This window comes from Mesorhizobium sp. M2A.F.Ca.ET.037.01.1.1 (genome assembly GCF_003998075.1).
In the GTDB taxonomy this organism is placed as follows: domain Bacteria; phylum Pseudomonadota; class Alphaproteobacteria; order Rhizobiales; family Rhizobiaceae; genus Mesorhizobium.
The window spans coordinates 1-10,575 of record NZ_RZSA01000109.1 but is presented as its reverse complement, the minus strand read 5'-3'; the positions used below and the strand labels follow the sequence as shown (position 1 = coordinate 10,575).

General features: G+C 63.0%; 13 protein-coding genes. 8 read left to right on the top strand and 5 right to left on the bottom strand.

Translation table 11 applies throughout. The features are described 5' to 3' along the window. A partial coding sequence (locus EOA27_RS08305) for a DNA-formamidopyrimidine glycosylase family protein (protein WP_281059402.1) occupies positions 1-573 on the bottom strand: 573 nt, incomplete at its 3' end. After that, the gene (locus tag EOA27_RS08300; RefSeq protein ID WP_126083565.1) at positions 566-1,804 is read right to left on the bottom strand and encodes a phosphopentomutase; all 1,239 of its coding nucleotides are present in this window, start codon (positions 1,802-1,804) and stop codon (positions 566-568) included. The genes EOA27_RS08305 and EOA27_RS08300, both read right to left, overlap by 8 nt. Positions 1,805-1,936: 132 nt before the next feature. On the opposite strand from EOA27_RS08300, the gene EOA27_RS08295 reads away from it, so the two are divergent. After that, complete coding sequence (locus tag EOA27_RS08295; protein WP_126079386.1) at positions 1,937-2,872, top strand: PhnD/SsuA/transferrin family substrate-binding protein; 936 nt, start codon at positions 1,937-1,939, stop codon at positions 2,870-2,872. A 6-nt stretch (positions 2,873-2,878) separates the two neighbouring features. Here the strand turns inward: EOA27_RS08295 and EOA27_RS08290 are convergent, their stop codons facing one another. The 3 genes from EOA27_RS08290 to EOA27_RS08280 all read right to left on the bottom strand — a co-directional run bounded on the left by EOA27_RS08290 (position 2,879) and on the right by EOA27_RS08280 (position 4,702). After that, on the bottom strand, positions 2,879-3,505 hold the full coding sequence (locus EOA27_RS08290; protein ID WP_126079385.1) for a TadE/TadG family type IV pilus assembly protein: 627 nt from the start codon (positions 3,503-3,505) through the stop codon (positions 2,879-2,881). Positions 3,506-3,546: 41 nt separating this feature from the next. Continuing rightward, a complete protein-coding gene (locus tag EOA27_RS08285; protein ID WP_245467348.1) occupies positions 3,547-4,110 on the bottom strand; it encodes a TadE/TadG family type IV pilus assembly protein in 564 nt (187 codons plus the stop codon). Between the two features lie 169 nt (positions 4,111-4,279). Further along, a complete protein-coding gene (locus tag EOA27_RS08280; protein ID WP_126079383.1) occupies positions 4,280-4,702 on the bottom strand; it encodes a pilus assembly protein N-terminal domain-containing protein in 423 nt (140 codons plus the stop codon). 36 nt (positions 4,703-4,738) lie between these two features. Between EOA27_RS08280 and EOA27_RS40530 the strand changes: the two genes are divergently transcribed. From EOA27_RS40530 to EOA27_RS08250, 7 genes are all read left to right on the top strand, one after another. Next, positions 4,739-4,900: a hypothetical protein gene (locus EOA27_RS40530; RefSeq protein ID WP_189343265.1), complete on the top strand. Its 162-nt coding sequence runs from the start codon at positions 4,739-4,741 to the stop codon at positions 4,898-4,900. A gap of 158 nt (positions 4,901-5,058) precedes the next feature. Further along, on the top strand, positions 5,059-5,241 hold the full coding sequence (locus EOA27_RS08275) for a Flp family type IVb pilin (RefSeq protein ID WP_126079382.1): 183 nt from the start codon (positions 5,059-5,061) through the stop codon (positions 5,239-5,241). Positions 5,242-5,386: 145 nt separating this feature from the next. After that, positions 5,387-5,905, top strand: a complete 519-nt coding sequence (locus EOA27_RS08270; RefSeq protein WP_126079381.1) for a prepilin peptidase — start codon at positions 5,387-5,389, stop codon at positions 5,903-5,905. Positions 5,906-6,101: 196 nt separating this feature from the next. Further along, positions 6,102-6,914 (top strand): Flp pilus assembly protein CpaB, encoded by an 813-nt coding sequence (gene cpaB / locus EOA27_RS08265; protein ID WP_126079380.1) that lies wholly within the window; start codon positions 6,102-6,104, stop codon positions 6,912-6,914. Then, complete coding sequence (locus EOA27_RS08260) at positions 6,911-8,437, top strand: type II and III secretion system protein family protein (RefSeq protein WP_127255896.1); 1,527 nt, start codon at positions 6,911-6,913, stop codon at positions 8,435-8,437. Before cpaB ends, EOA27_RS08260 begins: the two co-directional genes overlap by 4 nt. A gap of 14 nt (positions 8,438-8,451) precedes the next feature. Beyond that, the gene (locus EOA27_RS08255) at positions 8,452-9,183 is read left to right on the top strand and encodes a CpaD family pilus assembly protein (protein ID WP_126079378.1); all 732 of its coding nucleotides are present in this window, start codon (positions 8,452-8,454) and stop codon (positions 9,181-9,183) included. A gap of 43 nt (positions 9,184-9,226) precedes the next feature. After that, positions 9,227-10,510: a CpaE family protein gene (locus EOA27_RS08250; protein WP_189342051.1), complete on the top strand. Its 1,284-nt coding sequence runs from the start codon at positions 9,227-9,229 to the stop codon at positions 10,508-10,510. Positions 10,511-10,575: the final 65 nt, after the last annotated feature.

Sequence of the window (10,575 nt, the reverse complement as noted above, 5' to 3'; positions counted from 1 at the left end):
GACATATATATTGCCGAGCCCGGCGATCAGGCGCTGGTCGAGCAGCGCCGCCTTGAGCGGCGATCTGCGATCCTTCAGCAGCGAGGCGAGCAGGGGGCCGTCGAGCGCGTTACCGGTTGGCTCGATGCCGAGTCCCGCCAGCATCGGATGGGTGTCCGGCGCGCCTTCGGCAAACAGCATGAAGCCGAAGCGGCGCGGGTCGTTGAAGATGATGCTGGACCGCACGCCGTTCGGCGAGGTGACGTCGAACACGACATGGTCGTGCGCGGCGATCTTCGAGCGCTCCTGATGGAAGGAGCCGGGGAGGTCGCTGCTCCCGGCGCTTTCGATCCGGAACGACCCCGACATGCCGAGGTGGCAGATCAGCACCGGACCATCTTCGACATGCATCGTCAGGTATTTGGCGCGCCGGCCAAGCGCCGTCAAGGTCTTGCCTGTCAGCCGCTCCGAAAAGCGCTCGGGAAAAGGAAAGCGAAGGTCGGGCCTGCGCGCTTCGACCTTGACCAGCCGCGCCCCTTCCAGGACCGGCTGCAGTCCGCGCCGGACGGTTTCGACTTCAGGCAGTTCAGGCATGGCCGCCTATCGCTGCAAGGAATGATGTCCCATGGCGTCCGGCTGCCAGGCCAAGGTGATCCGCAACGGTTTCGCCGATATCGGCGAAGGTTGGCCTCAGCCCGATGTCGCCGCCCTTCAGCCCCGGCCCGATGCCGATCACCGGAACGCGCTCACGCGTATGGTCAGTGCCGCGCCAGGTCGGGTCGTTGCCATGGTCGGCTGTGAGGATGAGAAGGTCGCCCGGCCTGATGCGCGACAGCGCCTCGGGCAGCCGGCGGTCGAAGGCTTCGAGCGCGGCCGCGTAGCCGGCGACATCGCGCCGGTGACCGAACTCGGTGTCGAAGTCGACGAAATTGGCAAAGACCAGGTCGCCGTCGCCGGCATCGTCCATGGCGCCGAGCGCCTTGTCGAACATCGCCATGTTGCCGCCGGCCTTGCGCACCTGCGAGATGCCGCGATGGGCGAAGATATCGCCGATCTTGCCGACGGCGATGACCTTGCTGCCGCGCTCCGTCAGCCGGTCGAGCAGGGTCGGCTCAGGCGGCGGCACCGCATAGTCGCGGCGGTTGTGGGTGCGCTGGAACGTGGCGGGCGTCTCGCCCACGAAAGGCCGCGCGATCACGCGCCCGATCTTCAAGCGATCGACGAGCCGGCGCACCGTGAGGCAAAGCTCATAAAGCCGCTCCAGGCCGAAATGCGTTTCATGCGCGGCGATCTGCAACACGGAGTCCACCGACGTGTAGCAGATCGGTCTGCCGGTGCGGATATGCTCTTCGCCGAGCCGCTCGATGATCTCGGTTCCCGGCGCATGGCAATTGCCGAGGATACCCGGCACCTTGCCTTCGCGGATGATCGCGTCGGTCAGCTCGGCCGGGAAGGCAGGCACCGTGTCGGGAAAATAGCCCCAGTCGAAGCGCACGGGCAGTCCTGCGATCTCCCAATGGCCCGACGGCGTGTCCTTGCCGCTTGACACCTCCTGGGCGGCGCCGTGGAAGGCCGAGCCGATCGGCGGCGCATAGATGCCGGTTCTGAACCCCGTCGCGGTTTGCGCCGCCAGGCCAAGCCCGAGCGACATCATGTTGGGCACGGCGAGCGGTCCTTTGCGCAGACCTTCCCGGTCGGCGCGGCCTTCGGCGCAGGCCTTGAAGATATGTCCGAAGGTGTCGGCGCCGGCATCGCCATAGCGTTCGGCGTCGGCCGCGCCGCCGATGCCGAAAGAATCGAGAACGAACAGGAACGCGCGCGCCATGGGTGTCATTGTTGTCAGTCCTGGTCGCCAGACATAAGGTTCCCCGGCGGCGTTGGCAAATCGGAAACCAAACCGCGACCGCTTCGCGCCATAGTTGCGACGAGGCGTGGATATGGCGGGAGCAAGGCAAGCATGGCGAGGCGCGGCAAGATCGCGGCAAGGCAGGCCGTGAAAATGTGCGCGGCCGCTCTCTTGGCGTCCGGCGCCGCCGCATGGCCGGCACACGCCGACTGGCGTGACGACATCGGCACGTTCCGTATCGGCATCGTTGCCACGCCGGGCGGCGGCAACACCGTCCCCGGGCTTGCGCGTCTGACGGAAGCCTATGCCAACGCGCTCGGCATGAAGGTCGAGTTCGTCGTTGCGCGTGACTATGGGGCGCTGATCGAGGCGCAGGCGAGCGGGCGCGTGCAATACGCGGTCTATTCGGCGCTTGCCTATGCCACGGCCTCGGAGCGCTGCGGCTGTGTCGAGCCACTGGTGGCGCCGGTCGACGCCGACGGCGCCGTCGGCATCCGCTCCGTCCTGGTGACGCGCGACGGCAGGCTTCAGGATCTTGCCGCCATGGCTTCGCATCGGATCGCGATTGCGCCGGCCGATAATGTCGGCGGCGCGCTGCTGCCGCTGGCGGCCCTTTCCGCCGCAGGGGTGAAGATTGCGCGGGATTCGCCGTTCCTGGCACGCGCGGCGTCGGCCACGGCGGCCGAGACGATGTTGAGCGTCGGCGATGCGGATGGCTTGTTCGGCTGGGAGCCGGCCGATGCCGACGGCCAAGCCGCCCATTCCGGCGGCACGGTCGAGCGGCTGGAGGCTGCCGGCATCCCTGGGGCGTCGCTTAGGGTGTTATGGACCTCCGACCTGTTGCGCTACGGGCCGCATGCGGTGCGCAGCGATCTCGATCCAGAGACGAAACGACGGCTGACCGTCTTCCTGACCAATCTCAAATCACAGACGCCCGATGTGTACGACCTCCTGGAGAGGGCGCATACCGGCGGCTTCGTGCCGGCGACGTCCAAGGATTACGCCATGGCGATGGGCATTGTGCGGCAGGCATTGGATGGCCGCTAATGACCGTCAGCAGTCGCTGCAAGGGATCATCGGAACCCGGCGAGGCCTGAGATAATAAGTCTCGCTCATGTTTATGTTGCTGAAGGTCGACAGCAATCCAAACGATTTCGCTTTTTCATCGGTCGCGCTCCAGGCGATGACCGGTGTATAGCCGAGATCGCTTTCCACACGGATTAGGAAAGTATTGCGGATTTTCAGCGTCGAGGGGACAGTCGTGGTGTCGCCGGGCTTGGCATCGGCGCTGTAGGTGCTGCCAACCAGCTTGCGCGACCACACTACCTTCACTGTCGGCGATGCCTGGTCCGACATCTGTATGGCGGTGATGATGATCTTCGGATCCGAGCGGTTGTAGGGCAGAAGCGTCGTGCTGCCGATCTTCATGATGGCATCGAGGTTCGCCTTCACGACCGCCGTCTGCTGCGTGACGAGATCCGCCACCATGCTGCCGATGCGGCTAACTTTCTTGCTGGTCTCAATGGCCTGGGAGGCTTCCATCGTGATGAAATACATGATGAGCAGCACCGGCACGATGAGCGCAAACTCGATCGCCGCGACGCCGCGCCGATCGCGGCCAAACCGGCTGGCTCGCGCCACGATAGCCGAAATCCCCCAATGTGCCCCCGCACGGTACATCCTATCCTCCAGATCGCCGCAGTCTCAGTCGTCCACCAGTCTCAGTTGTCGTCGAACGGTTCGTTCTGCCAGGTTACGGACGCGAAATGCAGCGTGGTCCCATCAGTGAAATTCTGCATCTGTTTGGCCAGGAGATCAGTCATCACCGGCCATTTGTAGAACACCCGCAGCATGTTGATCGATTCGGCCAGCCCGGGCGATGTCGTGAAGGTCTTGTCGCTTCCGCTTTGCGTCAGCACGATTTGGTTGCCATTTATTCTGTAGCCCGCCGTAGCTGCGTCGGCGAAGCTCGGATATTCACGCAGGTCCACCAGCAATCCCGGGCAGTCCTTGGCCACCATGATCTCCAGCTTGCTGCAGATCAGCCGCTTGATGGAGGCTTCGGTGACGTTCGACCTCTGCAACTGCCCGGTCCGCAACTGGCGGGCGACATCGTCGGTGACGTTGGCCATCACCTCCTGGCCGGCAAAGGAGATGCAGCTCTCGAGGATAGCGAAGACGAGAAGCGCGAACGGGATGGCAAGCATCGCAAATTCCATTGCCGTGCTGCCGCGTCTGTCGCTGAAGAAGCCGGGGCGGGGTTTGCCGCGCGCCGAACTGTCCATCCCGTTGCCGGATGTGGCATCCTTGCTCATTTGCCTTCCTGCCGAATCCCCTCGCGGTACCGGCGGCAAGGTAGCGAAAACCCATTGAGGTCCGGTTTGGATGATCGTTAAATTCGCCCGGCAGGCTTTAAGCTGTCTTTAACGCCTGCTCCGACGCTTTTTGTCGGGCTTAGTGCGCGGCGCTCATTTCGGTTTCGGAAGCCTTCTCGGCCTCGGTCTTGTAGGCGCTCTCGCAATAGGGCGTGCAAGACATGGTCTGGACTTCGGCACGCCTGTAGATGCGTACCGAGGAAGCGGCCTGTCGCACGACGGTCACCTGTTCATCGATGATCGGGCTGCCGTCCGAGTCGAGCACGACCAAATTGGTGACGCCAAAACCTTTGCCGGTGAGAACGATGGTCGAGGCGTCCTGCACCGAGGCATCGGCGATGGCGGGGTTGCCGATGACGACGGTGTCGGCCGCACGGGACAATTTGACGATCTTTGCCTGGTTCATGGTCACTTCGACACCCGCGCCGGCCTTGGCCGGCATCACCAAGGCGGCAGCCGCCAGCAGCGCGGCGACTGGAAACAGCGATCTCGACAACCTCATTGAACAGCTCCCGGCAGGCGGATTCTTCAACGGAACATGAACGAGATTGGTGAAGCAACGGTTAAACCGGACCTGGCCGCGATTAAGGATTTTGCCTCGCCCGTCCACGCGCCGACGGCGCTTCCTGTTTTAGTAACATTGCACAAGCGCCGGTTTGCGCCGCTTTGCTCGATCCTCGAGCCGGCTGACAATGTTTAGGTCGCGGTTAACCACGCAGTGCGTTCGCCGCTGGAAAGGAATCGGTAAGGCTGTTTATTAAGCCGATCGAAACGGCTTCTCCCTAGATTTGCAGCGTCCGATCAACCGCAAAGAGAAGTTGACGGAAGTGCTGTAACACGTGGAGTAGGAGCTCTCGCATGTCTAATCTCATTGCACGTTTCGTGAAAGACGAATCCGGCGCGACCGCCATCGAATACGGTCTGATCGCCGCTCTCATCGCGCTCGCCATCATGGTCGGCGCCACCTCGCTTGGCACCGCGCTGAATGCCAAGTTCGATGCGATCGCCACGGCTGTCAGCGACGCCCCGTCGGGCAACTGATAAGCCGAGGACGGCGAAGTCATTCTGACACAAGGGCTGCCTCGCGGCGGCCCTTGTTCGTTGCAGCATCCGGCCACCCCACTCACCGATCGTTAATGCGCCGTGCCTTAGATTGCGCGCGGTATTGTCTCACGGCACTTGTTTCATGCTCGAAGCCATAATCTTCGTCGTCTTCCCATTCTGCATGCTGTTCGCTGCGATCTCCGACACGTTGTCGATGACGATCGCCAACCGCGTTCCCGTGCTCTTGGTGGCCACATTCGCGCTTGTCGCGCCGCTCACCGGGATGGACTGGGCGACCTATGGCTGGCACTTCGCCGCCGGCGCCCTCGTGCTTGCCACGACATTCGGCCTCTTTGCGCTCGGCGGCATGGGCGGCGGCGACGCCAAGCTTCTGGCCGCGAGCGCTCTGTGGATGGGCCTCAACATCGATTTGATCGGCTATCTGGTGACGTCGGCTTTCCTTGGGGGCCTGCTGACCATCGCAATCCTCGCCTACCGTAAATCGCCGCTGGCCGCCTATACCGGCCACAGCCGGTTCCTGCGCCACTTCGCCGACGAGAAAGTGGGCATTCCCTATGGCGTTGCGCTTGGCGCCGGTGGACTGATCACGTTCCCGGATTCGCCACTGATGGTCTGGGCGCTGCAGAGGCTCACGGCATAGGTTTGGCGACATTGATGTCGGCGACCGAAGGCGGCCTGGCCGCCTTTTTTGTTAACGACGAGACCGTTCGATCGAATTTGAGTAAACCTTAAATTAATCACGATCGTAAGCATTACATTAACCTTGTTTTGACGATTGCGGCTGCAAAGTCCGGCCTGGCGAGGTGGTTTGCCTTGAGGCGAAGGGTTTCGGACGAATGCCAGCATCCCGATTGATTATTCTGGGCGTGGCTGCGGTCGCGGCGGGTAGCGCGGGCTATGTCGCCAAGAACATGGTGGTGGCGCCGCCGGCGCAGGTCGTTGTCAATGCGCCCGCGCAGCCGGCGGTCGCGTTGCAGGACGTGCTGGTGCTTTCCGGCGACGTGGCGATGGGCAGCCAACTCGGCAACAACGTCAGCTGGGAAAAATGGCCGTCCGACGGTGTCAATGCCAATTTCATCACGCGCGCCGCCGAACCTGACGCGGCCGAAAAGCTCAAGGGCTCGGTAGCGCGCGTCGCCATGTATACGGGCGAGCCGCTGCGCCGCTCCAAGCTGGTCGGCGAGGGGCAGAGCTTCATGTCGTCGATCCTGCCTTCAGGGATGCGCGCTGTCGCCACCGCGATATCGGCCGACACTTCCGCAGGCGGCTTCATCCTGCCCAACGACTTCGTCGACGTTATCATGACCCGCCGCGCCGACACCGGCAACGGCGGCAGCGGCTTCAACACCGAGACCATCCTCAAGAACATCCGGGTGCTGGCCATCGACCAGACCATCCAGGAAGACGAGGAAGGCAAGAAGACCAGGGTCGGCCAGACCGCGACGCTGGAGCTGACGCCGCAACAGGCCGAGATCATCACCGTCGCGCAGCAGATGGCGGACCGCCTGACGCTCGCGCTGCGCCCGATCACCGACATCCACGAAAAGAGTACGGACGAAGCCGACTATCTGGTCAACGGCAACGGCCGGCGCGGAACGGTGCGTCTGATCAAGTCGGGCGAGGTTTCCGAGGTGGGAGCAAGGAAATGACGCTAAATGGCAAACTGCTGCCCTTCCTGGCGACCGCGACGATCGGTCTGCTGCTGATTGGCGCCAACGCCTCGGGACTGGTCGAAGCCAAAGCCGCGAGCGCCGGCGTATCGGCTTCCGTCGCCACGCAGCGCGTCAAGCTCGGCCTCAACAAATCCGTGGTCATCGACTTGCCGAGCGATGCCTATGACATCCTCGTCGCCAATCCGGCGGTTGCCGACGCGGTGACGCGCACGGCACGGCGCATCTACCTGTTCGGCAAGGCGGTCGGCGAAACCAACATCTTTGTCTTCGGCCCCAATGGCGAGCAGATCGTCAGCCTGGACCTTGCCGTCGAGCGCGATGTCGCCGGGCTGGAGGATTATCTGAAGCGCTTCATCCCGTCCTCGCAGATCAAGGTCGAGCTGCTGAACGACAACGTTGTCCTCACCGGCATGGTCGACACGCCGCTCGATGCCAAGCGCGCCGTCGATCTCGCGACCATCTTCGTGTCAGGCGGTGAAGCGACGACCGGCCAATATTCGCAGACCGCCGCCGGCGGCTCGGTCAATGGCGGCGTCGACATCAACAACCCCGACCAGGAGCGCCGGACCTCCAAGATCGTCAACCTGTTGCAGATCATCGGCGACGATCAGGTAACGCTCAAGGTGACGGTCGCCGAAGTCAGCCGCTCGGTGATGAAACAGCTCGGCGTCAATATGCTCGCCAGCGGCGGCAGCAACGGCATTTCCTGGGCGGCGCTCAGCGACCCTTACATGGGTCTTGGCAAACCGCTGTCGAACGCGGGCCTCTCTATCAGCTCGTCAGGGCTGCAGTCCTATATCAACGCAATGGAACAGTCGGGGGTCATGAAGACCCTGGCTGAGCCGACTTTGACCGCCGTGTCCGGGGAAAAGGCGACCTTCAAGGTCGGCGGCGAGTACAATATTGTGAAGAGCGTTTCCGCCAACGTGTCCACGGACAACCAGACCGGTCTGCAGAACTATTCGGTCGACAAGATCGAGTACGGTATCGGGCTGGAGTTCCAGCCGGTTGTTCTGTCGCCCGGTCGCATAAGCCTGAAGGTGAGGACGTCGGTTTCCGAACCGACGACCGAAGGATCCGTATCGGCATCCACAGACAACCAGAACATCGGCATGAACGCTTTGTCGCTGCGCAAGCGCCTGGCCGATACGACGGTCGAACTGCCTTCCGGCGGTTCGATGATGATCGCGGGCCTCGTGCGCGACGATCTCAGGCAGGCTGTCACCGGATTGCCCGGCCTGACCAAGATCCCCGTGCTCGGGACGCTCTTCCGCAGCCGCGACTTCGTCCGCAACGAAAGCGAGCTCGTCATCATCATCACGCCCTATCTGGCGCGGCCGGTGGCGCGCAACGACCTGGCCAAGCCGGATGACAATTTCAACCCGCCGAGCGACGGCGCCGGCATGTTCCTCGGCCGCGTCAATCGCGTCTACGGCACCATGCAGACGGACAGGCCAGCCGGGCGGTACCACGGCGTCGTCGGCTTCATCTACAAATGAGTGGGAACGCGGATATGTCCAAGTCAGCATCGAAGGTCATGACGGTCCGGACAGCATCCGGCATCGCAAGGATAGGCCGGCAGGTGGTCCCGGCACTGGCGGTCGCCCTTGCGGCGTCGCTCGCGGGTTGCGCCAATCGCGACAGCATCACGGTCGGGTCGATCCCGGACGACTATCGCACGACCCATCCGATCGTCATTGCCGAGAAGAATCAGAAGATCGATCTGCCGGTCGGCGCCGGCGATCGCGGCATGACCGGCGCGCAGCGCGATGCGCTGCTCGGCTTCCTCGACGGCTACGACAAGAGCGCTGCGCCGGCGCTGACGATCGCGATGCCGGCAGGCTCCGCCAACGAAGTTGCCGCGCAGGCGGCAGGCCGCGATTTTGCCAGGCTTGCCATGAAGGCGGGCGTCAAGCGCGATCGCATCGTCATGACTTCCTATCAGTCGGCTGTGCCGGAGGCGTCCGCGCCGGTGCGCGTCGCCTTCGTCGCGGTGCGGGCGCAGACCGATAAATGCGGGCGTTGGCCCGACGACCTGACCGAGACGTCGGACAACAAGCATTATGCCGACTTCGGCTGCTCCTATCAGAACAATCTCGCGGCCCAGGTGGCCAATCCCAACGATCTGATCGGGCCGCGCAAGCAGTCCGAAATCGATGCCGAAAATCGCAGCGCGGTGATCGATGTGTACCGGACGAGAGGCATCTCAGACGAGTTCCTGGGCAATTCGGAAGTGACGTACTGAGCCGGCGGATGACGGAAAAAGCAGCCACGGAAAGAGCATGACGATGAGCAATCTTGCCTACGACACGCCCGCGGAAACCGGCGACCTTTCGCAGCAGGACATCGCCGCCATGCAGGCGCTGCGCCCCGTGCCGCGCATTTCGATCCAGGCTTTCTGCGAGACCGAAGGCGTCGCCAGCCCCGTGGAGCGCGCCGCCGAGGATCGCCGTATGGCCAAGGCCCATCTCAAGGTCCATATGGGCGGCGTTCCGACCGCGATCGAGTTCTATCAGTCCGCGCCGACACCGAACCTGATCCTGCTGGAATCGCGCAGCGAGCCGAAGCAACTGCTCGAACAACTCGGCCAGCTCGCGGAGTATTGCGATCCGTCGTCCAAGGTCGTGGTCATCGGCCACTACAACGATGTCGGGCTCTACCGCGAGCTCATCCGTTCAGGCATTTCCGAATATGTCGTCGCGCCGGTCTCAATGTCCGACATCGTCAGCGTCGTGTCGTCGATCTTCGTCGATCCGGAATCGGAGCCGATAGGCCGCTCAATCGCCTTCATCGGCGCCAAGGGCGGCGTCGGCTCATCGACCATTGCCCACAATGCGGCCTGGGCGATGTCGTCGCTGTTCAAATCCGAAGTCGTCATCGCTGACCTCGACCTCGCCTTCGGCACCGCCAACATCAACTTCGATCAGGATCCGGCTCAGGGCATCGCAGAGGCCGTGTTTTCGCCTGAGCGGGTCGACGAGGTCTATCTCGACCGCCTGCTCGCGCAATGCGCCGAGCATCTGTCGCTGCTTGCGGCCCCCTCCACGCTCGAACGCGTCTATGATTTCGACGCCGAGGCCTTCTCGCAGATCATCGAGACGGCGCAACGCAGCGCGCCCCTGCTGGTTCTCGATATCCCTCACATCTGGAGCGGGTGGACGAAGAGCACGCTGATCAAGGCCGACGAGATCGTCATCACCGCCACGCCCGAGCTCGCAAATCTTCGCAACACCAAGAACTTGGTGGACATGCTGAAGCGGCTGCGCCCGAACGATCCGCCGCCGAAGCTGATCATCAACCAGGCAGGTGTGCCGAAACGGCCGGAGATAGCGCCTTCCGATTTCGCCGAGCCGCTTGGCATCACGCCCATGGCGGTGATCAATTTCGAACCGCTGCTGTTCGGCAATGCCGCCAACAACGGCCGCATGCTGACCGAGATGGACGCTAAGAACCCGGTCGTCGCGACCATCAACGAGATAGCGCATGTGCTGACCGGACGTAGCGAAATCAAGACAAAGAAGAAGGCGGGCCTGGGTTCGATCCTCGGCAAGCTCTCGCGCAACAGGAAATGACGCTGTTTGAGCGGCATCGGGTAGTCGATCATGTTTGGTAAGAGAAGCAAAGACGACGGCAACCG

Bases quoted from the DNA above. Each gene is read 5' to 3' on its own strand.
- EOA27_RS08300 (WP_126083565.1), bottom strand. From the start codon at position 1,804: ATGGCGCGCGCGTTCCTGTTCGTTCTCGATTCTTTCGGCATCGGCGGC.
- EOA27_RS08295 (WP_126079386.1), top strand. From the start codon at position 1,937: ATGGCGAGGCGCGGCAAGATCGCGGCAAGGCAGGCCGTGAAAATGTGC.
- EOA27_RS08290 (WP_126079385.1), bottom strand. From the start codon at position 3,505: ATGTACCGTGCGGGGGCACATTGGGGGATTTCGGCTATCGTGGCGCGA.
- EOA27_RS08285 (WP_245467348.1), bottom strand. From the start codon at position 4,110: ATGGACAGTTCGGCGCGCGGCAAACCCCGCCCCGGCTTCTTCAGCGAC.
- EOA27_RS08280 (WP_126079383.1), bottom strand. From the start codon at position 4,702: ATGAGGTTGTCGAGATCGCTGTTTCCAGTCGCCGCGCTGCTGGCGGCT.
- EOA27_RS40530 (WP_189343265.1), top strand. From the start codon at position 4,739: ATGAACGAGATTGGTGAAGCAACGGTTAAACCGGACCTGGCCGCGATT.
- EOA27_RS08275 (WP_126079382.1), top strand. From the start codon at position 5,059: ATGTCTAATCTCATTGCACGTTTCGTGAAAGACGAATCCGGCGCGACC.
- EOA27_RS08270 (WP_126079381.1), top strand. From the start codon at position 5,387: ATGCTCGAAGCCATAATCTTCGTCGTCTTCCCATTCTGCATGCTGTTC.
- cpaB (WP_126079380.1), top strand. From the start codon at position 6,102: ATGCCAGCATCCCGATTGATTATTCTGGGCGTGGCTGCGGTCGCGGCG.
- EOA27_RS08260 (WP_127255896.1), top strand. From the start codon at position 6,911: ATGACGCTAAATGGCAAACTGCTGCCCTTCCTGGCGACCGCGACGATC.
- EOA27_RS08255 (WP_126079378.1), top strand. From the start codon at position 8,452: ATGTCCAAGTCAGCATCGAAGGTCATGACGGTCCGGACAGCATCCGGC.
- EOA27_RS08250 (WP_189342051.1), top strand. From the start codon at position 9,227: ATGAGCAATCTTGCCTACGACACGCCCGCGGAAACCGGCGACCTTTCG.